Annotated in this window: 21 protein-coding genes; 8 read left to right on the forward strand and 13 right to left on the reverse strand. The window is 69.8% G+C overall.

Annotation, left to right across the window (positions count from 1 at the left end; all coding sequences use genetic code 11):
• Positions 1-3 precede the first annotated feature (3 nt).
• The 4 genes from KPL78_RS03585 to KPL78_RS03600 form a co-directional block, all read right to left on the reverse strand.
• On the reverse strand, positions 4-669 hold the full coding sequence (locus KPL78_RS03585) for an RraA family protein (protein WP_219761507.1): 666 nt from the start codon (positions 667-669) through the stop codon (positions 4-6).
• A gap of 10 nt (positions 670-679) precedes the next feature.
• Positions 680-1651, reverse strand: coding sequence for a Bug family tripartite tricarboxylate transporter substrate binding protein (locus tag KPL78_RS03590; protein WP_219761508.1), 972 nt, complete (start codon positions 1649-1651; stop codon positions 680-682).
• A 74-nt stretch (positions 1652-1725) separates the two neighbouring features.
• The gene (locus KPL78_RS03595; RefSeq protein WP_219761509.1) at positions 1726-2760 is read right to left on the reverse strand and encodes an NAD-dependent epimerase/dehydratase family protein; all 1035 of its coding nucleotides are present in this window, start codon (positions 2758-2760) and stop codon (positions 1726-1728) included.
• 2 nt (positions 2761-2762) lie between these two features.
• Positions 2763-4208, reverse strand: coding sequence for an aldehyde dehydrogenase (locus tag KPL78_RS03600; protein WP_219761510.1), 1446 nt, complete (start codon positions 4206-4208; stop codon positions 2763-2765).
• A gap of 120 nt (positions 4209-4328) precedes the next feature.
• Here KPL78_RS03600 and KPL78_RS03605 point away from each other — a divergent pair, with 120 nt between their 5' ends.
• The 3 genes from KPL78_RS03605 (at position 4329) to KPL78_RS03615 (ending at position 7911) form a co-directional block, all read left to right on the forward strand.
• Entirely contained in the window at positions 4329-5021 is a 693-nt protein-coding gene (locus tag KPL78_RS03605) for a GntR family transcriptional regulator (protein ID WP_219761511.1), read from the forward strand.
• A gap of 74 nt (positions 5022-5095) precedes the next feature.
• Positions 5096-6238, forward strand: coding sequence for a C45 family autoproteolytic acyltransferase/hydrolase (locus KPL78_RS03610; protein ID WP_219761512.1), 1143 nt, complete (start codon positions 5096-5098; stop codon positions 6236-6238).
• Positions 6235-7911: a M28 family peptidase gene (locus KPL78_RS03615; RefSeq protein WP_219761513.1), complete on the forward strand. Its 1677-nt coding sequence runs from the start codon at positions 6235-6237 to the stop codon at positions 7909-7911. Before KPL78_RS03610 ends, KPL78_RS03615 begins: the two co-directional genes overlap by 4 nt.
• 42 nt (positions 7912-7953) lie before the next feature.
• On the opposite strand, the gene KPL78_RS03620 is transcribed toward KPL78_RS03615, so the two are convergent.
• The 5 genes from KPL78_RS03620 to KPL78_RS03640 are packed head-to-tail and all read right to left on the reverse strand — an operon-like array spanning position 7954 to position 13030.
• Positions 7954-8943 carry a Bug family tripartite tricarboxylate transporter substrate binding protein gene (locus KPL78_RS03620; protein ID WP_219761514.1) on the reverse strand — a complete coding sequence of 330 codons (990 nt, stop codon included), beginning with the start codon at positions 8941-8943 and terminating at the stop codon, positions 7954-7956.
• A gap of 35 nt (positions 8944-8978) precedes the next feature.
• Complete coding sequence (locus KPL78_RS03625) at positions 8979-9773, reverse strand: N-acyl homoserine lactonase family protein (protein WP_219761515.1); 795 nt, start codon at positions 9771-9773, stop codon at positions 8979-8981.
• Positions 9770-11725, reverse strand: a complete 1956-nt coding sequence (locus tag KPL78_RS03630) for an oxidoreductase (RefSeq protein WP_219761516.1) — start codon at positions 11723-11725, stop codon at positions 9770-9772. Before KPL78_RS03630 ends, KPL78_RS03625 begins: the two co-directional genes overlap by 4 nt.
• A gap of 29 nt (positions 11726-11754) precedes the next feature.
• Positions 11755-12690, reverse strand: a complete 936-nt coding sequence (locus KPL78_RS03635; protein WP_219761517.1) for an NAD(P)-dependent oxidoreductase — start codon at positions 12688-12690, stop codon at positions 11755-11757.
• A gap of 4 nt (positions 12691-12694) precedes the next feature.
• Positions 12695-13030 (reverse strand): carboxymuconolactone decarboxylase family protein, encoded by a 336-nt coding sequence (locus KPL78_RS03640; RefSeq protein WP_219761518.1) that lies wholly within the window; start codon positions 13028-13030, stop codon positions 12695-12697.
• A 262-nt stretch (positions 13031-13292) separates the two neighbouring features.
• Here KPL78_RS03640 and KPL78_RS03645 point away from each other — a divergent pair, with 262 nt between their 5' ends.
• Entirely contained in the window at positions 13293-14186 is an 894-nt protein-coding gene (locus KPL78_RS03645) for a LysR family transcriptional regulator (RefSeq protein ID WP_219761519.1), read from the forward strand.
• Between the two features lie 70 nt (positions 14187-14256).
• On the opposite strand, the gene KPL78_RS03650 is transcribed toward KPL78_RS03645, so the two are convergent.
• Entirely contained in the window at positions 14257-16557 is a 2301-nt protein-coding gene (locus tag KPL78_RS03650) for a penicillin acylase family protein (RefSeq protein WP_219761520.1), read from the reverse strand.
• A gap of 444 nt (positions 16558-17001) precedes the next feature.
• Here KPL78_RS03650 and KPL78_RS03655 point away from each other — a divergent pair, with 444 nt between their 5' ends.
• Together KPL78_RS03655 and KPL78_RS03660 are read left to right on the forward strand one after the other, a co-directional pair.
• Complete coding sequence (locus KPL78_RS03655; RefSeq protein WP_219761521.1) at positions 17002-17349, forward strand: DOPA 4,5-dioxygenase family protein; 348 nt, start codon at positions 17002-17004, stop codon at positions 17347-17349.
• A 73-nt stretch (positions 17350-17422) separates the two neighbouring features.
• On the forward strand, positions 17423-18400 hold the full coding sequence (locus KPL78_RS03660; RefSeq protein ID WP_219761522.1) for a Bug family tripartite tricarboxylate transporter substrate binding protein: 978 nt from the start codon (positions 17423-17425) through the stop codon (positions 18398-18400).
• Between the two features lie 88 nt (positions 18401-18488).
• On the opposite strand, the gene KPL78_RS03665 is transcribed toward KPL78_RS03660, so the two are convergent.
• From KPL78_RS03665 to KPL78_RS03675, 3 genes are read right to left on the reverse strand one after another with little or no spacing between them, the layout of a single operon-like run.
• Entirely contained in the window at positions 18489-19577 is a 1089-nt protein-coding gene (locus KPL78_RS03665; protein ID WP_219761523.1) for an alpha/beta hydrolase, read from the reverse strand.
• A 21-nt stretch (positions 19578-19598) separates the two neighbouring features.
• Complete coding sequence (locus tag KPL78_RS03670) at positions 19599-20981, reverse strand: CoA transferase (protein WP_219761524.1); 1383 nt, start codon at positions 20979-20981, stop codon at positions 19599-19601.
• 47 nt (positions 20982-21028) lie between these two features.
• Positions 21029-22756 (reverse strand): AMP-dependent synthetase/ligase, encoded by a 1728-nt coding sequence (locus KPL78_RS03675; RefSeq protein ID WP_219761525.1) that lies wholly within the window; start codon positions 22754-22756, stop codon positions 21029-21031.
• Positions 22757-22842: 86 nt separating this feature from the next.
• Between KPL78_RS03675 and KPL78_RS03680 the strand changes: the two genes are divergently transcribed.
• Positions 22843-24663: a M3 family oligoendopeptidase gene (locus KPL78_RS03680; RefSeq protein ID WP_219761526.1), complete on the forward strand. Its 1821-nt coding sequence runs from the start codon at positions 22843-22845 to the stop codon at positions 24661-24663.
• Positions 24656-26026, forward strand: a complete 1371-nt coding sequence (locus KPL78_RS03685; RefSeq protein WP_219761527.1) for an ABC1 kinase family protein — start codon at positions 24656-24658, stop codon at positions 26024-26026. The genes KPL78_RS03680 and KPL78_RS03685 overlap by 8 nt, the downstream gene beginning before the upstream one ends.
• Positions 26027-26313: the final 287 nt, after the last annotated feature.

The following is a 26313-nucleotide window of genomic DNA, read 5'->3' on the forward strand; positions in this document are numbered from 1 at the left end:
CGATCAGCCCTTCGGCGTGAGGTAGCCGGTGGCGACGCCGGCGGCGGCGAAGGTCTCGCCGGCCAGCATGCGGGCCTCGACCGCCTGGTCGGCGGCGACCAGGGCCTCGGCGCGCGGCAGCGCCTCGTCCAGCAGGGCGCGCGGGACGACGATGATGCCGCTCTCGTCGCCGACCACCAGGTCGTCCTGCTGCACGGTGATGCCGCCGATGGTGACCGGCACGCCGATCGGCATCAGGCGCAGCCTTCCCTTGCCCGTGGTGGGCGCGACCCAGCGGCTGGCGAGCCAGAGGCCCGTCTTGCGGATCTCGTCCACGTCGCGGCAGGCGCCGTCGATGACCACCGCCTCGACGCCGAGCTGCTTCGCGCCGTAGGCGGCGAGGCCGCCCATGGTGGAAATAGGCTGGCCGCCCACGTCGACCATGAGCACCTTGCCCGGCGCCGAGGCCGAGACCAGCCGCCCGACCGCGAATTCGGCCTTCTCGAATTCATGCAGCCGGCCGGGGATCTGCCGCGCCGTGACGGCGAAGCCGCAGACGCGGCCGCTGCCCGATTGCAGCGTCAGCCCCTGCGCCAGGCCCCAGGCGTCGAACTGGTCCAGCGCATCCGACCAGGTGCTGACCGGAATGGCGCGGCAGCGGGCGAGCAGGGCGGTCTCGGTATCGGTCATGCGTCGGCTCTCAATTGACGGTGGCGCCGGAGACGCGAACCGCCTCGGCCCAGCGCGCCGTCTCGGCGGCGATGAATTCGTCGAAGCGCGCGGGCGGGTAGTTGGTCACGTCCGCGCCCATCTCGACAAGCCGCTGGGTGAAAGCGGGCTCGGCGACGATGGCGCTGATGTCGCGGGCGACCTTCGTGCGGATTGCGTCGGGCAGGCCGCGTGGGGCAAAGGTGCCGAACCAGGTCGCGGCCTCGAAATCGGGCCAGCCGGCTTCGGCGAAGGTCGGCACGTTCGGGATCGCGTCCATGCGGCGGCTGTGGGCGAGGGCGATGGCCTTGAGCTCGCCGCTCTTGATGTAGGGCAGCACGGCGGAGAGGGTGGAGAAGGACGCATCCACCAGGCCGCCGAGCAGGTCGGTGTTGAGCGGGCTGTCGCCGCGATAGGGGACGTGTTCGGCCTGGATGCCGGCGCGCTTGTTGAACAGCGCCTGGGTCAGGTGCTGCGCGGTGCCGTTGCCGGTGGACCCGAAGGTCACGCCCTGCGGCTGCGCCTTCCCCCAGGCGATGAATTCCTGGAGCGTGGTCGCCGGCACGCGCTTCGAGACGACGAGCACGAGCGGGATGATCGCTGTCAGCGTGATCGCGGTGAAGTCGCGGATCGGATCGTAGGTGAGGTGGGTGTAGAGGCTCTTGCTGATGGTGTGGGCGCTGGTCGCCTCGAACAGCGTGTAGCCGTCGGGTTCGGAGCGGGCGACGACCTCGGCGCCGACCGTGGCGCCGGCGCCGGCGCGGTTCTCGATGACGACGGGCTGGCCCCATTGCGCGGACAGCTTCTCGCCGATCATGCGCGCGATCACGTCGGTCGCGCCGCCGGCCGGATAGGGCACGACCATGCGCACGGCGCGGCTGGGATAGGGGGCCTGGGCCAGGGCCGAGGCCGGCAGGAGGGAAGCGCCGGCCAGCAGGCCGAACGCGCGGCGATCGAGCTTCATGTCTGTTTCCTCAGGGATTGGGGGCGCGGGCCCCGCGGGACATGGATGCCGGGCGGACCCGGCATCCGGCGTGATCATTCGGCGGCGTTGCGCATCGCTTCCGCGTCGCGCCAGGCGAGCAGGCGGCGCAGGCCTTCGCGCATATCCACCTTCGGCTCCCAGCCGATCGCGGCCTTCGCGGCCGTGTGGACGATCTCGAAGGCGCCGCCGGAGGTCAGGCGCACCTTGGTGGGGTCGGGCTCGACGAGTTCCGGCGTCAGGTCGGGGCGGCCGGAGAGCTCGGCGACCAGGGTCACCAGTTCCAGCGTCGTCACCGGGGCGGGGCCGGAGGTGTTGACCGCGACATCGGTCGTCGGCGCTTCGAGCGCCATGCAGTTCGCGCGGGCGAGGTCGCCGACATAGACGAAGTGCTTCGTCTCGCTGCCGTCGCCGATCACCTTGGGGCGCTGGCCGCGCTTGATCGCGTCATGCGTCTCGACGATGTAGAGCGCATTGGCGGCGCGGTAGTGCTGGCGCTCGCCATAGACGGTCGAGTAGCGCAGCACGATGTAATCCTGCCCGTGCTTGCGGTGCGCGTCGCGGCAGAGCTGTTCGCCGATGATCTTGCTCGCGCCGTAGAGGATGGCGGCGGGGGGCGCGCCGGCGGCGTGGAAGGGGGTGTCCTCCACCAGGTCGCCCTTCACGCCCGGGCCATAGCCATAGACCGCGTTGGAGGAAGCGAAGATGACCTTCTTCACGCGGTTGGCGCGGCAGGCTTCCAGCACGTTCTGCAGGCCGCGGATATTGACGTCGATGCCGCCCCAGGGGTCGCGGTCGAAGTTCAGCGTCATATAGGCGGCGAGGTGGACGATGCCGTCCAGCCCCTCGGTCGCGGCGAGGAGCTGGTGCAGCTTCAGGATGTCGCCCTGGACGATCTTGACGCGCGGATTGTCCAGAAGGTGCGCGATGTTCGGCTGGCCGCCGAAGGAGAGGTTGTCGAAGATGACGACCTGCTCGGCGCCACGCGCCAGCATCTCGTCCACGGTGGCGGAGCCGACCAGGCTCGCCCCGCCGATGACCATGAGCTTGCTGCCCTTCACCGGGACGGCGGCGGTGTCCTTGTGCGCCATGGTCAGCGAGCCACCGACATGGGCTGTTCGTGCAGGCCGAAATACATGCTTTTCACCTGTGCATAGAGGCGGAGGCCGTCGATGCCTTTCTCGCGACCGATCCCGCTGTTCTTGAAGCCACCGAAAGGCGTGGTGGTGACGGATTGCTTGTAGGTGTTGATCCAGACCGACCCGGCTTCGAGGGCACGGCCCACGCGCCAGGCGCGCTTGAAGCTCTCGGTCCAGATGCCGCAGGCGAGGCCGAAGGCCGTGCCGTTGCCCTGGGCGATGAGGTCGGCCTCGTCCTGGAAGGGCAGGGCGACCAGCACCGGGCCGAAGGCTTCCTCCTGGCAGGTCAGCGCATCGGTCGGCAGGCCATCGATGACCGTGGGCAGGTAGTAGGCGCCCTTCGCGTAGTCCGGGCCTTCCGGCACCGCACCGCCGCAGAGGATGCGGCCACCCTCGGCGCGCGCGCGATCCACGAAGCGGATGACGCGGTCGCGATGATGGAAGGAGGCGAGGGGGCCCATCTCGACGCCCGACGCATCGGGTGCGGCGACGCGCAGGGTCTTGGCGCGGTCAACGACGCGCTTCAGGACCTCGTCATAGATCGGCGCCTCGATGAAGAGGCGCGATCCCGCGACGCAGGACTGGCCGGCCGAACCGAAGATGCCGGCGACGACGGCGGCGACCGCATGGTCGAGGTCGGCATCGGCGAAGACCACATGCGGCGACTTGCCGCCGAGTTCCAGCGCGGCCGGAATCAGCTTGTCGCCGCAGGTGCGGCCGATGGCGCGGCCCGTGGTGGTGCCGCCGGTGAAGGAGACCATGCGCACGCCGGGGTGCGCGACGAGTGCCGCGCCGATCTCGGCACCGCGGCCCTGCACGACTTGCAGCATGCCTGCGGGCAGGCCGGCCTTGAGCGCGATGCGCGCGAGTTCCGGCGCCAGCAGGGGGGAGTCCTCGGAGGGCTTGAGCAGCACCGCATTGCCCGCCGCCAGCGCTGGCGCCACCTTGGTGGCGTCGTTCATGATCGGAGAGTTCCACGGCGTGATGCAGGCGACGACGCCGAAGGGCTCCAGCACGGTGATGGAGACATAGTCGCCGCGACGGGGCGTGACGTCGGTCTCGATGGTCTCGCAGACGCCGGCATAGTAGCGGAAGGTGCCGATGGCGCTGTCCACCATGGCACGGCATTCCGCGAGCGGCTTGCCGTTGTCGCGCATCTGCAAGGTCGCGAGGGAGTCCTTCTCGGCGACCAGGCCATCGGCGATGGCGTGCAGGATCAGCGCGCGGCGATGCGGCAGCAGCGTCTTCCAGCCGGAATTGTGGAAGGCCTGCCAGGCGCGTTCGACCATCGTGTCGAGCTCGGCCGGCGTGGTGACGCGCACGCTGCCCACCACCGCTCCGGTCGCAGGATCGGTGCTGACGAGTTCATCACCCTGGGCGGCGGGCGGTAGCGCATCCATGCGGCGTTCCTCGGTTTCGTGGCCCGAGGGTTTGCGCGCGTCAGAGTGCCTTGCAAAGGCGGTCGATGTTGCCAAAAGAGGCTATAAGATTATCGATAACGGGCCTTGAAAGTGATTGCCGTGAAGCCTCCCGCCCGGACCCCGCGCGATGTCGACCTGCCCGAACAGGTGGCGGCCGTCATCGCCGCCATCGAGACCGACATCATCCGCGGCCGCATCCTGCCGCGCACGCGGCTGATCGAGGACCACCTGATGGAGGATTACGACGCCAAGCGGCATGTGGTCCGCGCGGCGCTGGCGGAGTTGCAGCGCCTTGGCGTCGTGACCAAGCCGCGGCATCGCGGTGCCGAGCTGCCGCTGTTCACGGCGGAGGAGCTGGACGACCTCTACGCCATGCGCACGGTACTGCATCGCGCGGCGGCGCAGGCGACGCCGCTGCCGGTGCCGCGGGCGCGCCTCTCGGAGGTGACGGCAGCGATGAAGGCGCATGCGGCGGCGGCGCGCAGCGGCGACCTGATCCGCATCCATCGCGAGAACATGGCCTTCCATCGGCTGCTCTTCGGGCTGTGCGACAACCCGTATCTCGCGGAATCGATCCGCCTGCATGATTGGCTGAGCTTCCCTGCCCGTGCCTATGGCGCCGCCGATCCGGGTGCGCTCGCGCAGGCCTGCGCGGAGCATGAGGCGATGGTGCGCGCGCTGCGTGAGCAGGACCGGGAGACGCTGGAGCATCTGTCGGTAACGCACATGGAACGTGCGCGGCAGCTCTACGTGCAGAAATTCCTGGCGGGGCAGGTGGCGCAGCGGCGTTGACGGGGGCAGTGTGGCGCCTGCGAGGGATCGGCATCGGTGATCATCACGGTCCCTCCTTCAAGAAGGCAGGCGGCATGTCGTCGAACCCGATCGAACCCTTTCCCCTGATCGACCTGGCCGGGCCGCCGGAAGAGCGCGGCCGGGCCTATGGCCGGGCGGCCAAGGCGCGCGTGCACAAGTCGCTGGCGCATTACGGCGCCCAGCTTGCAGGGCAGGGGCGCGACGCCGGCGCCGTGCGCGCCATGGCTCGAGCCTTCGTGCCCCGCATCGAGGCCTTCGAGCCCGATTTCGTCGCCGAGATGCGCGGCATCGCCGAGGGCGCGGATGTCGCCTTCGAGGACATCGTCCTGGTCAATTGCCGCACCGAGGTGCTGCAACTCGCCAAGCGCGCCGAGGCGCTGGAGGCCGCGCGGCGCGACCCCGACGGCTGCACCGGCGCGATCATCCTGCCAGAGGCGAGCGCCGACGGTACGCTGATCCACGGCCAGAACTGGGACTGGAAGAGCGAATGCGCCGAGACCGGCGTGGTGCTGCGCATCCGCCGCGAGGACGGTCCGGACGTGCTGACCTTCGTCGAGGCGGGCGGCCTGGCGCGCTGCGGCCTGAACGCCGCCGGCATCGCCATCACCGCGAACTACCTGGAGAGCGACCGCGACTACACTCAGGAGGGCGTCCCGCTGTCGTTGCTGCGGCGCAAGGCGCTGGAGCAGGAGCAGGTCGCGCTCGCCTTCCGCATCCTCTACGGGACGCCGAAATCGGGGTCGAACAACCTGATGCTGAGCCACGCCAGCGGCTTCGGCATCGACATCGAATGCGCGCCGGACGAGTCCTTCCTGGTGCAGCCTGAGAATGGCGTGATCGTCCACGCCAATCACTGGCAGAGCCCCGTTGCGCTGGCCAAGCTGAAGGATACGGGGCTGCTGTCCACTCCGGACAGCGTCTATCGCGACCGTCGCGTGCGCGCCGCGCTGGATGCGAAGCAGGGCGGGCTGACCATGGACGACCTGCGCGAGGCCTTCTTCGACGACTGGCAGACGCCGTGGTCGGTGTGCCGGCCGCCGCGGATGAATCTCGGCGGCAACCTGTCGGCGACGGTCGCGATGATCCTGATGCGCCCGGCCGATGGGGTGATTGAGATCGCGCCGCTGCCGGCGCTGAACCGCGACTTCACGCGCTACACCCTGGCGCCGCGGGCCATGCGGGAAGCGGCGGAGTGATCGATCCGCCGGCGCTCGGCATCTCCGCCGGGCGGATGCATGCGCTGGTGTCCGAACTCTGCGCGCCGGGGCGGAAGCTCGCGGGGTCTGAGGCGGAGAAGACCGCTTGCGCCATCATTGCGCGTGAGCTCGCCGCGGCGGGTGTCGCGTGCACGGTGCATGAGTTCGAGGCGTTCATCGGCTGGCCGACGCGATCCGAGGTGACGCTGCTGGGCGCGGCGCCGCGCGCGATCGCGGCGAGCGGGGTCGGCATGGCCGCCGGCACGCCGCCCGGCGGCATCGTCGCGCCGGTGTCCGAACGCGGCGAAGCGGGATGCATTGCGTTGATCGACGGGCTGCCGCGCTACGACGCCATCATGGCGGCGCAACGCGCGGGTGCTGTCGGCGTCGTGGCCGTCTCGCACGGTCCGGAGCGGCACTATGTCGAGGCTTCGCCGCTCTGGGGTGCGCCGACCGGCGCAGGTGATCTCGCCGCACTGGCGCAGATTCCGGCGGTGCAGGTGTCGCAGGAGGACGGCGCGCTGCTGCGCGCGCGGCCCGGTGCCGCTATCCGGCTGGTTGCCGAGGCCCGGCGCGAATGGCGCCCCGTGCGCATGCCGGTCGCGGATATCCCGGGCGAATCCCCGCATTTCGTGATGGTTGGCGCGCATTACTGCACCTGGGGGCCGGGGGCCACGGACAACCTGGCTGCCGTGGCCATGCTGATCGAGCTGGCGCGCCTGTTCGCCGCCGGGCCGCGTCGTCGCCATGGGCTGCGCTTCGCCTTCTGGACCGGGCATGAGCATGGCGGCTATGCGGGGTCCTCCTGGTACGCCGACCAGCATTGGGCGGAGCTGCGCGACCACGCCATCGCCTATGTCAATGTCGACATCGTCGGCGTGCGCGGCGGCACCACCAAGGCGCTGCGCAACACCACGGCGGAGTTGCATGATTTCGCGACGGGCGTGCTGGACGCAATGGCCGGGCCGCTGCCGGACTCCGAGAAGGCGTTCGTTGCCCATGCCCTGCGCCGCCGGGACATGTATGTGGCGCCGACGCGCAGCGCGCGGAACTCGGACCAGAGCTTCTGCGGCATCGGCGTGCCGAGCCTCCAGGTCAGCGGCTTCCTGCCCGCGGCGAGCCCGGAGCACATGCCGGGCAGCGGCCTCGCCTGGTGGTGGCAGACCGAGCAGGACACGCCGGATCGCTGCGACCCGGCGGAACTCGCGACCGATACGGCGATCCACCACGCGCTGGTCAGCGCCCTGACCGGGGCCGAGATCCTGCCCTTCGACCCGGTCGCGATGGTGGACGACGTGCTCGCCAGCCTGCGCGAATATGCCGAGGCGGCGCCGGAACTGGCCGAGATCGCCTGGCTCCAGACGCTGGCGGAGCAGGTCCGCACGGCGGCGGTGGCGCTGGCCGGCCGGCCAGCGACGGATGCCGCGGGGCGCAACGCCCTGTTGATGCGGGTCACGCGGCTGCTGAACCCGGTGCTGCATCATGGAAGCAGCAACCATGATTACGATCTGGGCCGTATCAGCCGTCTCCTGCCGGGGTTATCGCCGGCGCTGGGCCTTGCTGGCCTGCCGCCTGATGAGTCGCGCATGGTTCGCGTGGGGCTGCGTCGCCGCGCCAATCGGATAGCCGATGCCTTGCAGGCGGTCCTGAACCTGTTGCGAAGCGGCGAGTGACGGTTTCGGGCGTTCGGAGGGGCGGCACCCCTCCGATTCCGATCAGTCCAGCCGAGCGCCCGACAGTTCCACCAGGTCCCGCCACACGCGATCCTGGCTGCGAATGAACGTCGCGAGGGCGTCGGGGCTGTCGTCCCAGACCGGCGTGAAGCCGAGCGGCATCAGCTTCTCGCGGTAATCGGCCTGGCGCACGGCGCCGACCGTCGCGCGGGACAACGCCAGCGCGATCGGCGGCGGCGTATTGGCCGCGGCGGAGATGCAATACCAGAACTCCATGTCCATGCCGGAACCTGGCAGCAGCTCGGCCATGCCCGGCGTCTGTTCCAGGCCCGGCACATAGGTCACGCGCTGCTGGCTGCCGACGGCCAGCGCGCGCAGCCGGCCTTCCCGCACATGCGGGATGAGCGCCGGGATGCCGTCGAAGAGGATGTCGACCTGCCCGCCGATCAGGTCGTTGAGACCCGGCGTCAGACCGCGATAGGGCACGTGGGTGATCTCGATGCCGGCGGAGCGCATCAGCTTGGACAGGCTGAGATGGCTGATCGTGCCGAGGCCGGAGGACCCTGCGGTGATCTGTCCGGGGCGCCGCTTCGCATCCGCGACGAAGTCCTGGAAGTCTCGCCAGGGCTTGTCGGCGCGCGCGACCATCAGCGTCGTGCCGACCGAGACGCGCGAGATGTGCGCGAAATCCGTCAGCCCGTCGAAGGGCATGCTGCTGCGGTAGAGATACTTGTTCGCGCAGAGGATCGTCGCGCCGCCAAGGAAAAGCGTGTAGCCGTCCGGCGTGCTGCGGGCCACGACCTCGCCGGCGATGTTGCCGCCGGCGCCGGGGCGGTTGTCGATCACGACCGGGTGGCCGCCGAGCAGCGGCGTCATGCGCTCGGCGACCAATCGCGCGGTGATGTCGGCCGCGCCGCCGGGCGGGAAGGGGACGACCAGCCGCAGCGGACGGGTGGGGAAGTCCTCGGCGCGGGCGATGGCCGGCGCGGCGAGCGCGGCGCCGAGCAGCAGGCGGCGGGTCATGTTCGTCATGGCTGTTCTCTCCCTGTTGCGTGGCGCCTTGGATCTCAGGCCGATGGATTGCGGTGCAGTTCCACGGCGATCCCTTCGAGACCTGGCACGGCCGGGTAGCGGCGCATCACCTCCGGGTCATGGCCGGGGACGATGTGCCTCGGGCTGGGGGCGAGGGCGCGCAGCGTGTCGAAGCCGTCGAGCATGGCGCCGACATGGAAGGCCGTGGTGAAGGGGCGGCCGCTGTCCATGTTCTCGTAGAAGTGCGTGACATCGGAGGCGAGCACGACCTGGCCGCGCTCGGTGTTCACCCGGACGCATTGCAGCCCCATGGAATGGCCGCCCACGGCATGGACGGTGATGCCGGGCGCGACTTCTCCGTCACCCAGGTAGAAGACGGTGCGGTCGGCATAGGTCATGCGCACGATGCCGACCACGTCCTCGACCTCGAAGGAATGGCGCAGCTTCTTGTGCTTCATGAAGTGGCCGCAGGCGTAGTGCATCTCGGCTTCCTGGAGATGGAAGCGCGCCCGGGCGAATTTGTGGAAGCTGCCGACATGGTCGTAGTGCAGGTGGGAGATGATGACATCCTCCACCGCATCGGGATCGACGCCGAGCAGGGGCAGACTTTCGATCGGGCAGCGGAGGTAGTCGCGTTTGCGGCGGGCCGCGACCTCGGCGGTGAAGCCGGTGTCGATGACCACGGCGCGGTCGTCGTTCACCGCGACCCAGACGAAGTAGTCCATGGGCATCGGTGCGTCGTGCGGGTCGCCGCCGATGAAATGCTCGTGGCGGCGGGCGTCGCGCCTGGCGTAGCGCAGGGCGTAGATTCGATAGGTGGGCTCGGTCATGCCGCGTTCTCCTGGGTTGCCGTGGCGGTCGGGCGCAGGCCGAGCGCGAGCCCGACCATCCAGGCGTCGCGCAGCACGGAAAGATAGTCGCCGGGCTGGTTGGCATCGCCGACCAGGGTGTGGGGGAGGCCGGCCGCCTCGACGGCGGCGAGGGCGTCGCGGTTCGGCAAGGCGCCGACCGCGGCGATGACATGGGTGATGCCGTCGATCCGGTGCGCCGTGCCGCCTTCGGTGAAATGCAGCGTGCCGCCGTCGAGGCGGTCCGCGCGCGCGCCGATGTGGAAGGCCACATCCGCCGCGCGCAGGCGGATCATCATGTCGGTGCGGTTGTTGCGCGCCATGGCGGGCGCGATGGCGGACAGCGCTTCCAGTACGGTAATGCGGCAGCCGCGCAGGGTCAGCATCTCGGCCACTTCCAGCCCGACGATGCCGCCGCCGATCACCGCGACGCCGGCGCCCTCCGGGATCAGCGACGGGTCGGCGATGACGTCCCAGGCCTGGATCGGCGCGGCACCCGGCAGGGCGTAGGGGCGCGGGCGGGCGCCGGTCGCGACCACGACATGGTCCGGCGCGAAGCCGCGGATCATGGCTTCCGTCGCCTCGACGCCGCAGCGGACGCGCACGCCGGCGGCGATCGCCTGGTCCCAGCGCCAGGTCCAGAGAGGGCGCACCTCCTCCTTGTCCGGTGCGGCGACGGCGAGGTGGATCTGGCCGCCGGGGCGTGCGGCCTTCTCCCAGACCTCGACCTCATGCCCGCGCGCGGCGGCGAGGCGGGCCACTTCCATGCCGCCCACACCAGCGCCGAGCACCAGGATGCGCTGCCGTTGCGCTGCCGGGGCCAGCGGCGGTTCGGCGAATTCCGGCGCTTCCAGCTCGGTGCCCAGCATCGGATTGGTGACACAGGCGACGTCGCGTTCCAGGGTCAGCCGCTCGAAGCAGACATTGCAGGAGATGCAGAGCCGGATCGGCACCGCCGATTCCCCGAAGGCCTTGCGCGCCCAATGCGCATCCGCCGTCAGCGCGCGGCCGAGCGAGACATAGTCGGCCGCACCGCTTGCCAGCACGGCTCCCGCGTCCTCGGGCGTCACGATGCGGCCGGCGATGATGGTGGGGATGTCCACGGCCTCGGTGATCGGGCGTGCATGGGGTTCGAGGGTGCGGCGCGGCATCGAGGGCGGCTGGATACAGAAGCGCGACAGCGCCGGGCTCTCATTCGTGCCGCCGGACAGGTCGAGCGCCGTCACCCCCGCCGCTTCCAGCATGCGGGCGAGTTCGACCATCTCCTCGATCGGATAGCCGTCCTCGCAATACTCGGTACAGGAGATGCGGACCCAGAGCGGGAAGTCGGGAAGCGCATCGCGCAGGCGATGCACCGTCTCCAGCAGCAGTCGCGCGCGGTTCTCCAGGCTGCCGCCATATTCGTCGCCGCGCTTGTTGATGCGCGAAGTCAGGAATTGCTGGAACAGGTAGCCATTGGCGGCGTGCAGCTCGACCGCGTCATAGCCTGCCTGCCACAGGCGCCGCGCGGCGGCGACGAAATCCTTCTGAATCTCGACGATCTCGGCCTTGTCCAGCGGCCGCACTGCATCGCCGGTGTTCGGGTTGTGCCAGGGGGATGGGCCCACCGGCTCGGTGTTCAGCACCATCCGCCGTAGCAACCCGCCGCGATGGTTGAGCTGCCCGATGGTCAGGCAGTCATGCCGCTTGATCGCCTCGACCAGCCGCGCCAGGCCGGGGATGAAGCGGTCGTGGTAGAGCCACAGCGAATTGTTGTGGGCGCGGCCGCCGGCGCTGACCGCCATCGCCTCGGTGACGATGGCGGCGACGCCGCCCTTGGCGCGTTCCTCGTAGTAGGCGCGGTCGCGCTCGGTCGAGAGGCCGTCGCTGGTGCTGAAGTTGGTCCCCATCGGCGCCATGACGAGGCGGTTCTTCATGCGAAGGGGACCGATCATCCCCGGCTGCTGCAACAGCGACGGCATGGTCACTTCGCCTTGTCCGCGTCGAGCACCGCCTGCACCGCGGCGGGGTCGCAGGCGATGGACACGCCCGCGCGTTCGAGCTGCAGCTTCATCGGCACGCGGCTGTCCAGCGCCTCCCAGCCGCGGTTCATCGCCTCGTTCATTTCCTCGAGCGTGAGGTTGCAGAAGCGCATGGGCACGCCGAGGTCGCGGCCCATCTGCACGGCGAGCGAGACGTCCTTGTGCGCGAGCTTCAGCGAAAAGGCCGGCGGATCGTATTTGTCGATGAGGAACTGCTCGGTGACACGGTCGAAGGTGCGCCGCCGGCCGAGCGAGCCCTGGCGGATCGCCTTCCACAGATCGAGCGGATCCATCCCCGCCTTCACGCCCATGGAGAAGACCTCGGCCATCGCGGTCTGGATCGCGTAGCCCGCCATGTTGTGCACGAGCTTCGCGACCGTCGCGCTGCCGGTCGGGCCGATATAGGCGGCCTGGTCGCCGAAACTGTCGAGCAGCGGCTTGTACTTGTCGAAGACCGCCTTGTCGCCGCCGACCCAGATGGCGAGCTTGCCGGTCTCCGCCCCCTTCGGCCCGCCGCTGACCGGCGCGTCGAAGCCGAAGGCGCCCTTCTCGGCGAGTGCGGCGGCGAAGCGCTTCACCAGCGCCTGGGAATTGGTCGAGAGGTCGAAATAGGCCGCGCCCTTCCGGGCGCCGGCGAGGATGCCCTCATCGCCGAAGACGACCGGCTCGACCTCCTTGGGGCCGGGCAGGGAGGTGAAGATCACCTCGCATTGCTCGGCGACCGCCTTCGGCGTGTCGGCCCAGACGGCGCCGGCGGCGAGGCGGTTCGCGCCCGCCTCGCGACGGATGTCGTGGACGACGAGCGCATGGCCGGCCTTCTGGATATTGGCGGCCATGAAGGCCCCCATCGTGCCGAGGCCGATGAAACCCACCTTCATGATGTCAGCCCTTCGCCTTGTCCTGGGCCTCGAAGACATCGACCGCGACGTGGGCGGCGGTCATGGCGGAGGGCCAGCCGGAATACAGCGACAGGTGGGTGATGATCTCGCTCACCTCCTCCCGCGTCAGGCCGTTGCCGAGGCCCCGGCCGATATGGCTGTTGAGCTGGTCCTGCCAGCCGAGCGCCACGAGCGCCGCGATGGTGACGATGCTGCGGTCGCGCTTGGATAGCTGCGGCCGTTCCCACACATCGCCGTAGACATAGGTGTTGGTCATTTCCACGAGCTTGGGGAAATGCGGGTTGATGCGGTCGCGGCGGGCGGAAGGCGGGGCGGCCATGGCGGTCTCCTGTGCGGCGTCGCGGTGGCCGCGGCGCGGGGCGGAAGCACGGCGGGCGGAGGACGCGGCGAAGGCAGGCCATGGGCGGCCGACGCCGTAGGGCCGGTCGGCGCGCAGCCAGCGGTCGAAACGTTTCCATCCCGTCGGGTCGCCGTTCGGCGTCCTGGGGATGAGCATTCCAGCCCTGACCCCCCCGGTCCACTGGAATGCCTGCCAGGACCCATAGACGGCGTCTATGCTGCGGCCCCAGGGAGGACGCGAAATGAACCTGCGTCAGTTGGAAGTGTTCCACGCCGTCATGCGCACCGGCACGGTGACGGGGGCAGCGCGCCTGCTCGGCGTCACCCAGCCTTCGGCGAGCAAGGTGCTGAAGCATTGCGAGACCCAGCTTCGGATGCCGCTGTTCCGCCGCGTCGGCGGGCGGTTGCATCCCACGCCGGAGGCCGAGGCCATCCTGCCGGATATCGAGGCGATCTTCGCGCGGCTTGATTCCGTCGGGCGCCAGTTGCGCGACCTGAAGGGCGGGAGCATGGGCACGCTGTCGCTCGCAGGCGCCTTCCCGATCGCCAATGGCTACCTGGCGGCGGCGGTCGCCTCCTTCCTGGCCGAACGGCCGCGCGTGCGGATCGTGCTGCAGGCGCTCACCTCGCCCGAGCTGCTCGACCGCGTAGTCAGCCGGGAGGTGGAACTCGGCGTCGGGCTGGAACCTGTCGTCCATCCGGAGGTGGAGACGGAAGTGCTCGTCTCATCCGGTGTCGCCTGCGTGATGCGGGAGGATCATCCGCTCGCGGCGCAGGAGGAGGTGGCGATCGGCCAGCTCGACGGCATGTCGATCACGACCTTCCTCTCGCGCGCGCCGCTGCGCGGCTATGTGGATCGGGCGCTGTCCGATGCGGGGGTGGTGCCGCGCATCAGCGTGCAGGTCAGCATGTCCATGACCGGCATGGCGCTCGCGTACCACGGGGCGGGGATCGCGCTGGTCGAGCCGTTCCTGCTCAACACATTGCCGCTGCCGGGGCTGGTGGCGCGGCCGCTGAAGCCGCGCATCGAGATGAAGACGCTGCTGATCCGGGCGCGGTCGGCGCCGAGCTCGGCCCTGGTGACGCGCTTCGTCGCGCATCTGCGCAAGGAGGTGCCGAGGCTGCTCGGCACCTGATCAGAGACCGTTTGGAAGGGCCGGTGCCGGATACGGACATGCGCCGCATGGCCCATGTCCGAACGGGCTGTCAGCCGGGCAGCAGGTGGATGCGGCGTTCGGCCGCCCCTTCCACCGCGGCGCGGCTGTAGAGCATCGGCACGTATTCATCCTTCGCCCAGAGCGGGAAAAGGTCGCGGTAATGCGGGCTGGCCGGATCGCCGGATTGCCCGGGCGAGTTGATCGTCCAGCTCCCATCCCAGTTGCCGACATCCAGCACCATGCGCCAGGACACGCCGGACATGACGCGGAAGTCGCTGCCGCGATAGCCGTTGTTGTTGATGGTGAGGTTCGACCCGCCCTTGGGCGCCGGGCCGACATCGAGTTTCGCGGCAATCTCGGGCGGCGCCAGGCGCGACAGCGGGTGGCTGAAATAGCCCTGGTGGATGCGGCCCCAGGACCAATGGGCGGTGTCCGCACCCATGCGCTTTACGGCCTCCTCCCACGCTGCGGCGAGGGTGGTCAGCAGCAGCGCGTCGCGCGCGGCCTTCGGATCGGGACCGAGGCCCGGATCGTCCGCGCTCTCCAGCAGGTCCACGTAGAGCGCGGTGTCGGGCACGGTGATCAGGCGGTTCAGGCCCTCCGGCCCCAGCGCCTTCGGCACGGCGGGGATCAGGTGATTGGTGTACCAGATCTCGAACAGCGCGGCGGGGCCGCTGGTCGCCTCCAGCCGATGGTCCCAGCCGACGAGGAAGGCGCGCGCCTCCGCCGCCATGCTGCCGGTCGCCGTCGCGAGCAGCGCGCAGAGCCGGCGCGCCGGCACGCTCAGCACGTCGGTCTGGAGCTTCAGCGTCTCCTCCACCGACCAGCGCCTGTCGGCGTTCAGCGATTCCGACAGGCGCGAGAAGCGCGCGCCATCGGTCCATTCGAAGCCGGTCTTGTGGTGGCGATGGTCGAAATCGGGCGGCAGGTTCATTTGGTTGGCGGACCCCACCCAGCCGCTCGCCGGATCGGTGAGGGAGGGCAGGGTCGAGGCCTGGATCGTCCCCGCCCATTCGTAGCGCCCGTCGCCCGAGACCGGCATCAGCCCGTCCCAGTTCGGCCGCACCGGCACCTTCGCCGCCGCCTGCCAGGCGATGTGCCCATCGACGGTCGCGACGACATGGTTGGTCGAGGGCGCGCCCCAGCCTTCCAGCGCGGTGCGATACTCCGCCACGGTCGTCGCGGTCAGATAGGCGAGGCTCGCCATGTAGGCGGCCGTGCCCGGCTCCCACCACACGCTGCGCAGAGCATAGGCGCGGCGGTTCGCGGCATCGACATGGAGCACGGGGCCGTGGCGGGTGAAGCGCAGCTCCACCGTGGCGTCCTCCCCGCCACGCACGGGAATGGTCTCGGTGACGACGCGCATCCGCTCCCAGCCCTCGCCATAGCGATAGAGGTCGGGATCGGCCTCGTTCAGCTCATAGACGTAGAGGTCCTCCTGGTCGGAGGGATGGATGGTCAGCGAGAAGGCGAGGCGGTCATTGTGCCCCAGGCTCACGCCCGGGATGGCCGGCTCGCCGGCGCCGATCACGTCGAGGCCCGGCGCCGAGAGATGCGTGACGTAGCGCAGCGAGGGCTGGTCATGGACGCGATGCGGATCGCTCGCCAGGATCGGCCGGCCGGTCGTCGTGCGCGCGGGCGACAGCGCCCAGTTGTTGCTGCCCCATTCGCTGGTGAAGGCCAGCTTCTCCGCCGGGTCGGTGGTGTCGAGCGGATGCGGCTCGCAGCCCATCAGGTAGGTGCGCATCACCTCGGGCGGGATGACGTGCGGGGCGATGCCGTCCGGTACCTGCAAGGTCCATTCGGGTTGCAGGTCGCGATGCAGGCGATCGGTCTCGACGCCGAAGCGCGCGACGATGGCGCTGCGTGTCACCTCGGAATCCGCATTGCGGACTCGGGCGTGGGACCGGCAGCGGACCACGTCCTCCGGCGCCCAGCGCGCCGGCGTCGTGCCGGTCGCGCGGAACTCCAGCGGCAGGCGGTCGGGCTCGCGCGCCACCAGATCGACATAGGCGTTGATGCCGGCAACGAAGGCGGTGGTCCGCGCCTCGGCATCCGGGCCGTAGCAGGCCCATTCGGCTGCCATGTCGCCGCGGTAGAGCAGCAGCCGCGCGGCGCGGTCGCGCTCGACGAAGGCCGCGCCGTAGTCGCCCGCCATCAGCCCCAGCCCGCGCTTGCGCCACAGGTCGATCTGCCACAGCCGGTCGCGCGCGGCGTTGAAGCCCTGGAGGAAGAAGGCGTCGCGCTGGGTCGCGGCGTAGATGTGCGGGATGCCCCAGCGGTCGACGAGGATCTCGGCCGCGGCGTCGAGGCCGGGGAGGGAGAGGCTTTCCTCCGCGATGCCGGTCACGACCCGTGTCCCCCGTGCTTCACAGTTGCTTCCGCACAGAGGGTTCTGTCTGTCATCTCGCCGGTCATCCCATGCAACGCGGCGTCAGTCGTGCCGAGGCGAGGCCGCAGCGTCAATCGCTTGCGGCAGTCCGTTCCGCCATCGGCGGCCTCGGCTATGGCACACCATAGATGGCCGTGTCGGATCGAGAGGGGCTTTGCCCCTCTCGAACTCATCCCAGCAAAGGCCGAAGGGCCTTTGCAAACCTCGACTTCGCGCTTGGCGCGTTCGGCACGGCGACTGCCGAAGCCCGCTCTTGCGCCCGAAACGCGTTGGGAGGGGAATGGGATTCCTGCGCTGCCCGGCGCCAGGTAATGGCTTCCAAAGGCCCTGTGGCCTTTGGCGGGGTGGTTTGGAGGGGCAGAGCCCCTCCAATCTTCCGCCCAACACGAGAGGAGACTCCCCATGCTGGCTGCCCCCGACACCATCACCGGCTGGCATGCCCACATCTACTACGATCCCGCGTCCCGCCCCGCCGCCGAGCGCTTACGGGAGGCGATCGCGCAAGCTTACCCCGAGGCGGTGCTGGGCCGCTGGCACGATGTCCCGGTCGGTCCGCACAGCCGGGCCATGTACCAGGTGGCCTTCCCGCCGGCGCTGTTTCCCACCCTGGCGCCCTTCCTCGCCCTGAACCGCGAAGGGCTGAGCATCCTGCTGCACCCGGAGACTGGCCGGCAAAGGCTGGATCATGAGCAACATGCCCTTTGGATGGGCGATCGGCTCGCCCTCGACACCGCCACCTTGCCCGATTGATCGCCACGGGCGGTTGACCGTGTCATCCCGGAACGGAACCTTCCGCCGGCCTTCCGGGAACAAGGATCTCCGCATGAATACGCCCAGGATCACCAGACGCGCCCTGCCGGCCCTGGCCGCGCTCGCCGCCGCCCCGGCCGCCGCCCAGGCGTCCTGGCCGACCCGCCCCATCCGCTTCGTCGTGCCCTGGCCGCCGGGCGGGTTGAACGACCTGCTCGCCCGCGCCTTCAACGACAAGGTCGGGCCGATCCTCGGCCAGACCATCGTCAACGACTTCAAGGCCGGCGCCGGCGGCCGCATCGGCGTGGCCGAAGTCGCCCGCGCCAACCCCGACGGCTACACCATCGGCATGGGCAATCTCGGCCCGCTCACCATCGCGCCGCACCTGACCCGCGACATGCCCTACGACGTCGCGAAGGACATCGCGCCGGTGATGATGTTCGCCGCCTCGCCCCTGGTTCTCGTCGTGCCGGCCAGCCTGCCGGTGAACACCCTCGCCGAATTCGCCGCGCGCGTGCGGTCGGCGTCCGGGCGCATGAACTACGGCTCGATCGGCGTCGGCTCGCCGCAGCACCTGACCTTCGAACTGATCATCGCCGGCGAGCGGATGCAGATCGAGCACATCCCCTATCGCGGCACCGGCGACAGCATGATCGCCCTGCTCGGCGGCGACATCCAGGCCATGTTCGAAACACTGCCCACCATCCTGCCCGCCATCCGAGATGGACGGGTTCGTGCCCTCGCGGTGACCACGCCGGACCGCGTGCCGCAACTGCCCGATGTGCCGACGCTGGCGGAATCCGGGCATCCGGGCTTCGCGGTCGCAAGCTGGTACGCGGTCATCGCGCCGGCGCGGACGCCCACAGCGATCCTCGACAGGCTCTACGACGTCTATACGCAGGTCGCGACCACGCCGGAGATGCAGAGCTTCCTCGCCGAGCAGGGGCTGATCTACCTGCCGAACACGCGGACCAACTTCGCGGAACGCATCGCGGCGGAAAGCGCGCGCTGGGCGGGGATCATCCGGGATCGGGGAATCAGCGTGAACTGACGGCAAAGGCCGGGGGAGGAACACCTCCCCCGGACCCCCTCCGTTTTCTGTCTGTCACCAGGGCGCACCGACGCGAAGCGATCGCCCATCAGGGGCAGGGCAGGAACCAGTCCAGCAGCGCGGCGTTCATCTCGCGCGGCCAGGTGTGGGCGAGGTCCTCGATTTCCTCGTGGCGCACCGCGGCGCCACCAGCGGCGAGCATCTGCGCGGCACGCTGCGCACTCTCGCAGGGAAACATCCAGTCCTGCGCGCCATGCAGGATGAACAGTGGCAGGCCACGCAAGCGCAGTGGATCGGCAAGCGTCACCATGATCGGATGGAACGCCGCGGCGACCGGCGCCACATGCGTGAAGCGCGCTCCGGCCGACAGGCCGTGCAGATAGGCGAAGGTGCCGCCATCGCTCATGCCCGTCAGCAGGATGCGCGACGCATCGACGGACCATCCCTCCGCCACCTGCGCCATCAGCCGCGCGATGTTCGTCCCATCGAGATCGGGCTCCTGCAAGGACCAGGTGCGCCCGATCGCCGTCGGCGCCAGCAGGATGCAGCCGCGCGACCGCGCATCCCGCAGCCAGGTCCAGAGGAAGCGCCGCCCGTCGCCGCTGCCGCCATGCAGCGCGACGATCAGCGGCGACGGCAGCGCCGTATCGTACGTCTCGGGCACATAAAGCGACGCCCCGCCCCGCGTTCCCGGCGGGCCGCCGAGCGCCATCGTCCCCGTGCCCTCGCGCCCGGGACGAGACAGCGCCACGACCAGCGCCGCATCCTGCTGTGCCGCCTCGGTCAGGAAGAACCGGTTCACCGGCGTCAGGAAGGCGGCGAGGGGATACAGCGCCTCGCAGGCCGGCCCGTACTCCCGCAGGGCGCGGGAGACGGCACGCAGCGGGTCGGGCGTCTCCATCACCCCGCCCAGCGTCCCGATCCCGCGCATCGCCGCTTCGGCCGCACCGTGCAGGCTGTCGCGGACCGGCAGCAGCCCCTCGGGCCAGTCCAACGCCTGCGATGCAGCCAACGCCGGGCCGAGGGGCGACTCCCGCTGGCGCACCGCCTCGGCCAATGCCCCCAGCGTCTCCGGGTCCACCCGCCGCGCCGCGTGTTCCAGCACCGCGAGCGCATCCAGCACCGCCGGCACGAGCCGCCCGATCGCCTCGCCTGCGGCGTCGCGCGCGCCGCTCATGGCCGCGTGGCCTGGGTCACGTCACCCGGCCCAGGCTGCCGGATGGCTGCCGAGCGGCATCGACGGCAGCGCCCAGCGCGCCGGCGTTCCGGACAGGATCGCGGCATGGCGCACCGCGGTCATCCGCCCGAAGCCGCTGTCGGACTCCTCGAGGAACGGCGCGGCGTCGTCGATGCCGGGGGCGGCCAGCCCGTTCTCTACCCGGCCGAGGCGCTTGATCCATTCCCCGGTGCTCGCGAGCGACACGCGCACCAGCCACGACCCGCCCTCGGTCGCCCGCCGCAGCAGCGCGGCCATGGCGCCATAGGCCAGCAGATAGCCCGAGGCGTGGTCCAACGCCTGGCAGGGCAGGGGACGCGGCTTGTCCTCTCCGGCGGCGATGCGTTCGGCATCGTTGATGCCGTCGGCGTTCTGGGTAAGGGAATCGAAGCCCCGCCGCCCCGACCACGGCCCGACATGGCCGAAGGCGGACAGCGACACGCAGACCAAGCCGGGTTTCAGCGCGGCCAGCGCCTCCGGCCCGAAGCCGAGCCCGGAAATCCCACCGGGGCGATAGCCTTGCAGGAACACATCCGCGCCGGCGATGAGGCCGCGCAGCGTCTCCTGCTGCGCCGGATCGCGCAGGTCGAGCGAGGCGCACCGTTTGCCCCGCCCCGTATCCATCACCAGCGGCGGCAGCGAGGGCAGGTGCGGCGAGGTGATGTGCAGGACATCGGCGCCATGGGCGGCGAGCGTCCGCCCCGCGACCGGCCCGGCGATCACCCGCGTCAGGTCCAGCACGCGGATGCCGGCCAACGGCCGCGCGGCCAGCGGCGGCAGTGGCGTCGGCGGCGCATCCCCGATGCGTTCCAGGATGACCGGCGGCAGGGCAGCGATCGCCTGGCCATGCGGGTGCGCGGCCCATTCTTCCAGGCTGCGGGTCATGGTGCCGACCCCGCCCGCCTCGTTCACCGCCGTCTCGGCGTCCTCGGCGCGCCAGGACTGCAGGGCGGCGGTCACCGACTCACGGTCATAGGTGCAGCCGAAGCGCTTGAGCACCGCGTCGCGGTGATGCGGGAAATTCGTGTGCAGCCGCAGCCAGCGGCCGTCGCCGCAGCGATACAGGCCGGCGATGCGGTCCCAGCCCTCATGCACCTCCTGCCCATCGACGCGCAGATGGCGCTCGGAATGGAATTCGGTCAGGGCATGGGCCATGTCGACGGCCACGCGTTGCGCCGGCCCGCCGCGCGCCTGATGGACGGCCGCCGCCGCGACGGCGGAAGCGGCGATGGACGCGACCGCCGATGTGCCCACGGCGAAGGTCGAGGGCTGCACCGGGTCGGCCCCGGTCAGGCTGGTCTCAGATGGCGGCACGCCGCCCAGGGCGAGCAGGTCGGCGAGCGCGATGTCTGGCGATGTCCTCATGCCCGGAGCCTCGCGCCGCGCGGCGCGGGCGTCCAGGGGGGGGGAGGCTAGGCCGTGTACATGGCCTCCACCTCGGCCTGGCGGGCCTCGATCGCGGCGCGGCGCTTCACCTTCATGGTCGGCGTCAGCAGGCCGTTCTCGATGGTGAAGGGCTCGGTGGGTGCGAAGTGGCGGATGCGCTCGATGGTCGAGAGCTTGCCGTTCACCCGCCGCACCGCATCGCCGATCTTCGCCGCCATGCCTTCGGCCGGGACGATCAGGGCGACGAGGGCGGGCTTGCCTTCGCCGGCGACGACGGCGTGGTGGATCTCCGGTTCGGCCATCAGCAGGGATTCGATCTTGGCGGGGCTGACCATGTCGCCGCCCAGCGTCTTGATGAAATCCTTCTTGCGGTCGGTGATGCGCAGGAAGCCGTTCTCCAGCGCGCCGATGTCGCCGGTGTGCAGCCAGGGGTCGGGGTCGCCGGGCAGGGGCGTCAGCGCGGCGGCGGTGGCCTCGGCATTGCCCCAGTAGCCGGTCATGACGAGTTCGCCGCGCACCAGCACCTCGCCATCCTCGGCGATGCGGCATTCGACGCCCTTGAGGGGGCGGCCGACCGTGTGGCGGTCATTGGCCCAGGGGACGTTGACGCTGATGACCGGCCCGGCCTCGGTCTGGCCATAGCCCTGCAGCACCGGCAGGCCGAGGGCGAGGAAGAAGCCGGACAGCTCCGGGTCGAGCCGCGCGCCGCCCGAGACCATGGCGAGCAGCTTGCCGCCGAAGCGGTCGCGCGATTTCTGCCGCACCAGGCGGTCCAGCACGGCATCTTCCAGCCGTTCCAGCAGGCCGAGCTTCGGCCCGTCCATCTTCCGCAGGCCCAGGGCCAGCGTCCGGTCGAACAGTTTCCGCTTGAACGGAGGTTCCTTTTCGAGCCCCAGCAGGATGCGGCCGCGCAGCACCTCGAACAGGCGGGGCACGGCGGTCAGCACGGCGGGCTGGATCTCGGCGAGTTCATGCGCCAGCCGATCGGCGCCGCGGGAATAGACCACCTCCATCCCCACCGAGGGCAGCAGGAAGCCGCCCACGGTATGCTCGTAGGAATGCGACAGCGGCAGGAAGGAGAGATACGGCTTGCCCGCGAAGCCGAGCCGCTCCGCGAGCGGCGCCACCCCGTCCCGGTTCGACAGCAGCGCACGATGCGGCAGCATCACCCCCTTGGGCACGCCCCCGGTGCCGGAGGTGTAGATCAGGCAGGCGAGGCTCTCTCGCGGGGCATTCTCGGCCTCGGCGGCCAGCATGGCGGGGTCTCCCGGGGTCCCCAGCGCCTCCTCCCAGTGATGGGTGACGAGGCCGGGCGCCGAGGGCGCATCCTCGCAGCAGATCAGCAGGTCGAGGCCGTTCGCCAGTTCCGCGCCGGCGAGCACCTTCTCGGCCAGCTTCCGGGTCGAGACGATCGCCACCCGCGCCCCGGAGTCGCGCAGGATATGCGCATGGTCGGAGGGCAGGTTGGTGGTGTAGGTCGGCACGGTCACGCCGCCCATGGCCATGATGGCCGTGTCGGCGACCGGGAATTCCGGCCGGTTCTCGCTGACCAGCATGACGCGGTCGCCGGGGCCGATGCCGCGTGCCCGCAGGAAGGCCGCCACGGAGGCGACCTGCACGGCGAAATCGCCCCAGCGCAGGGAGTGCCAAGCGCCGCCCTTCCAGTGGCGGAACAGGGGACGATCGGGGGTTTCGGCGGCCAGTTGCAGCATCATCGCCGGCAGCGTCGGCCAGCGTCCCGGCGATGGGCTCATCGGATTGCGTCTCTCCCGCGGTTTCCCGTCACATCGGGATGTGGTTCGCACATTACGATGGGGGCGCCTATATGGGGGGCGTGATCATGCGCACTCTCCCCACCCCCGCCTTCGCCCCCCTGGATGCCGGTGCCGCCGAGGCGCCGCTGCCTGTCTGGGACCTCTCCGACCTCTATGCCGGGCCGGACGATCCGAAGCTCGCGGCCGATCTCGACCGCACCGAGGCCGATGCCGCCGCCTTCGAGGCACGGCTCGCCGGCAAGCTCGGTGGCCTGACCGGCGACGCGCTCGCCGCCGCCATCGCGGAATACGAAGTGCTGTGGGAGCGGCTCGGCCGGGTGACGTCCTATGCCGGGCTGCTATTCAGCTCGGATGCGCAGAACCCGGAGAATGGCCGCTTCTACCAGACGATGCAGGAGCGGGTGACCACCATCTCCTCCCGCATGTTGTTCTTCACCCTTGAGATCAACCGACTTGAGGATGCGGCGCTCGAGACGAAGGTGAAGGGCTCGGCGGCGCTGGCCCATTGGCAGTCCTGGCTGCGCGATCTGCGCGTCTTCCGCCCGCACCAGCTCTCCGACGAGGTCGAGAAGCTGCTGCATGAGAAGGAGGTCGCCGGGGCCTCCGCCTGGAACCGCCTGTTCGACGAGACCATCGCGAACATGAAGGTGCCGGTGGATGGGGAGGAACTGACCGTCTCCGCCGCGCTGAACCGCCTGTCCGACCGCGACCGGGATGTGCGGGCGGCGGCGGCGAAGGGCGTCTCCGCGGCCTTCGGGGAGCGGGTGCGGCTGTTCAGCCTGGTCACCAACACCCTCGCGAAGGACAAGGAGATCGACGACAAGTGGCGCCACTATCCGCGCCCGGGATCGTATCGAAACCGCGCGAACATGGTCGAGGACGAGGTGGTGGACGCGCTGGTGAGTGCGGTGACCTCGAACTATGCGCGGCTGTCGCATCGCTACTATCTGATGAAGGCGAAGTGGCTCGGTCTGCCGAAGATGCAGCACTGGGACCGCAACGCCCCGCTGCCGGACGAGGATGATCGCCGCATCCCCTGGCCCGAGGCGGTGGAGCGCGTGCTGACCTCCTACGCCGCCTTCAGCCCGGAGCTGTCGGCGATCGGCAAGCGCTTCTTCGACAAGCCCTGGATCGACGCCGCGCTGCGGCCGGGCAAGGCGAGCGGGGCCTTCGCGCACCCGACCGTGCCGTCCGCGCATCCCTATCTGCTGCTGAACTACCACGGCAAGCAGCGCGACGTGATGACGTTGGCGCATGAGCTGGGGCATGGCGTGCACCAGATCCTGGCCGGCGCGCAGGGCTACCTGCTGTCCTCGACGCCGCTGACGCTGGCCGAGACCGCCTCCGTCTTCGGCGAGATGCTGACCTTCCGCGCCGTGCTGGATGCCGAGACCGACCCCAGGGCTCGCCGCACCATGCTGGCCGGCAAGGTCGAAGACATGCTGAATACGGTGGTCCGGCAGATCGCCTTCTACCGCTTCGAGACGCTGCTGCATGACGAGCGCCGCAAGGGCGAGGTGTCGTCGGAGCGCATCGGCGAGCTGTGGATGCAGGTGCAGACGGAAAGCCTAGGCCCGGCCTTCGAGTTCACCCCGGATTACGCGGTCTACTGGGCCTATATCCCGCACTTCATCCACACGCCCTTCTATGTCTATGCCTACGCCTTCGGGGATTGCCTGGTGAACGCGCTGTACGGCGTGTATCGCGACGGGTCGGTGCCGGATTTCGAGGCGAAGTACCTCGACATGCTGCGCGCCGGCGGGACGAAGCGTCACAAGGAGCTGCTGGCGCCCTTCGGGCTGAATGCCGCCGATCCGGCGTTCTGGAACAAGGGCCTCGACGTGATCAGCGGCTTCATCGACGAGATCGAACGCGCCGATGGCTGACAAGGACGGCAGCACGCTGTTCGGGGAGGCGCGGCGCATGCTGCGCACCTCGAGCGCGGTGGGCGGCATCGCCGCGCGCGTCGCCGGCCAGCGCCTGTTCGGCATGAAGACCGACAAGGCCGCGCATGCGGAGGATCTGAAGGCCATCCTCGGCGGGCTCAAGGGCCCGATGATGAAGGTGGCGCAGTTCCTGTCCACCGTGCCGGACGCTCTGCCGCCCGAATATGCGAAGGAATTGGCAACGCTGCAGGCCAATGCTCCGCCCATGGGCTGGCCTTTCGTGCGGCGGCGCATGGCGAGCGAACTCGGTCCGGCCTGGGAAGCGAGGTTCGCGTCCTTTGAGCGTGAGGCGGCTGCTGCGGCGTCCCTCGGTCAGGTGCATCGCGCCGTGCTGCCCGACGGCACGCGCGTCGCGTGCAAGCTGCAATATCCGGACATGGCGTCGGTCGTGGAGGCCGATCTGCGGCAGCTCAAGATCGCCATGGCGCTGTACCGCCGCATGGACCCGACGCTCGAGAACGACGAAGCCTATATCGAACTGTCCGACCGGCTGCGGGAGGAACTGGACTACACGCGGGAAGCGGCACAGCAGCGCCTCTATGGGCTGATGCTGAAGGATGCACCCGGCGTGCGCGTCCCGACCCCGGTGGAGGGCTTCTGCACCAAGCGGCTGCTGACCATGACCTGGCTCGATGGCCATGCCATCCAGGCGCGCATCGACGAGAACCCGCCGCAGGAGGAGCGCAACGCCTATGCCCGCGCGCTGTTCCGTGCCTGGTATCTGCCGCTGTATCGCTACGGCGTCATTCATGGCGACCCGCATCTGGGGAACTACCAGGTCCGCGGCGACTGCCCGGAGAATGACGGGTTCGGGATCAACCTGCTCGATTTCGGGGTGATCCGCGTCTTCCCCGCACCCTTCATCGGCGGCGTCATCATGCTCTACGAGGCGATGCGCGATGATGATTTCGACAAGGCCGCCGAGGCCTACCGCATCTGGGGCTTCCGCGACCTGAAGCGCGAGACGATGGAAGTGCTGAACACCTGGGCGCGCTTCCTCTACGAGCCGCTGCTCGATGCGCGGGTGCGGCCGATCCAGGTGACGGATGATCCGAACTACGGCCGCAAGATCGCCGAGGAGGTCCATGCCGGCCTGAAGCGGACCGGCGGCGTGCGCGTGCCGCGCGAATTCCCGCTGATGGACCGCGCGGCGATCGGGCTGGGGTCGGTGTTCCTGCGGCTCGGCGCGAAGCTCAACTGGCACGATCTGTTCCACGAGCTGGTCGCTGATTTCGACGCGGTGAAGCTCGCGGAGCGGCAGACGGCGGCACTGGTCGAGGCGGGCGTGCCGGCGGGAGCCTAGAGCATTTCCGGCGAACTTCCGTTCAGCTGCAATGCTCTAGGCATTTGTTTTTGCGAGCATCTTCACCCGTCCAGATGAGTTCATCCGGATAGGATCTGCTCTGGGCGCGTGACGATGTCCGTGGGAGCAGCGGCATGGCGCGTCATCCGTTGATGATCGGCTTGCTTCCGCGGGCGAAGATCGGAGGGGCTCTGCCCCTCCGAACCACCCCGCCAGGGGATTGGATCCCCTGGACCGCAGTCCGTTGGCGCCGGACGGGAAGGTTGTGCTTCGAGCCCCGGGGCGTT

The sequence above is a fragment of the Roseomonas alba genome (genome assembly GCF_019430885.1).
In the GTDB taxonomy this organism is placed as follows: Bacteria; Pseudomonadota; Alphaproteobacteria; order Acetobacterales; family Acetobacteraceae; genus Neoroseomonas; species Neoroseomonas alba.

What these genes read in the sequence shown, in the direction of transcription:
- KPL78_RS03645 (WP_219761519.1), top strand. Translation starts at nt 13,293, where the DNA reads ATGAACCTGCGTCAGTTGGAAGTGTTCCACGCCGTCATGCGCACCGGC.
- KPL78_RS03585 (WP_219761507.1), bottom strand. Translation starts at nt 669, where the DNA reads ATGACCGATACCGAGACCGCCCTGCTCGCCCGCTGCCGCGCCATTCCG.
- KPL78_RS03680 (WP_219761526.1), top strand. Translation starts at nt 22,843, where the DNA reads ATGCGCACTCTCCCCACCCCCGCCTTCGCCCCCCTGGATGCCGGTGCC.
- KPL78_RS03655 (WP_219761521.1), top strand. Translation starts at nt 17,002, where the DNA reads ATGCTGGCTGCCCCCGACACCATCACCGGCTGGCATGCCCACATCTAC.
- KPL78_RS03590 (WP_219761508.1), bottom strand. Translation starts at nt 1,651, where the DNA reads ATGAAGCTCGATCGCCGCGCGTTCGGCCTGCTGGCCGGCGCTTCCCTC.
- KPL78_RS03630 (WP_219761516.1), bottom strand. Translation starts at nt 11,725, where the DNA reads ATGATCGGTCCCCTTCGCATGAAGAACCGCCTCGTCATGGCGCCGATG.
- KPL78_RS03625 (WP_219761515.1), bottom strand. Translation starts at nt 9,773, where the DNA reads ATGACCGAGCCCACCTATCGAATCTACGCCCTGCGCTACGCCAGGCGC.
- KPL78_RS03635 (WP_219761517.1), bottom strand. Translation starts at nt 12,690, where the DNA reads ATGAAGGTGGGTTTCATCGGCCTCGGCACGATGGGGGCCTTCATGGCC.
- KPL78_RS03670 (WP_219761524.1), bottom strand. Translation starts at nt 20,981, where the DNA reads ATGAGGACATCGCCAGACATCGCGCTCGCCGACCTGCTCGCCCTGGGC.
- KPL78_RS03640 (WP_219761518.1), bottom strand. Translation starts at nt 13,030, where the DNA reads ATGGCCGCCCCGCCTTCCGCCCGCCGCGACCGCATCAACCCGCATTTC.
- KPL78_RS03665 (WP_219761523.1), bottom strand. Translation starts at nt 19,577, where the DNA reads ATGAGCGGCGCGCGCGACGCCGCAGGCGAGGCGATCGGGCGGCTCGTG.
- KPL78_RS03610 (WP_219761512.1), top strand. Translation starts at nt 5,096, where the DNA reads ATGTCGTCGAACCCGATCGAACCCTTTCCCCTGATCGACCTGGCCGGG.
- KPL78_RS03600 (WP_219761510.1), bottom strand. Translation starts at nt 4,208, where the DNA reads ATGGATGCGCTACCGCCCGCCGCCCAGGGTGATGAACTCGTCAGCACC.
- KPL78_RS03660 (WP_219761522.1), top strand. Translation starts at nt 17,423, where the DNA reads ATGAATACGCCCAGGATCACCAGACGCGCCCTGCCGGCCCTGGCCGCG.
- KPL78_RS03595 (WP_219761509.1), bottom strand. Translation starts at nt 2,760, where the DNA reads ATGGCGCACAAGGACACCGCCGCCGTCCCGGTGAAGGGCAGCAAGCTC.
- KPL78_RS03675 (WP_219761525.1), bottom strand. Translation starts at nt 22,756, where the DNA reads ATGAGCCCATCGCCGGGACGCTGGCCGACGCTGCCGGCGATGATGCTG.
- KPL78_RS03620 (WP_219761514.1), bottom strand. Translation starts at nt 8,943, where the DNA reads ATGACGAACATGACCCGCCGCCTGCTGCTCGGCGCCGCGCTCGCCGCG.
- KPL78_RS03685 (WP_219761527.1), top strand. Translation starts at nt 24,656, where the DNA reads ATGGCTGACAAGGACGGCAGCACGCTGTTCGGGGAGGCGCGGCGCATG.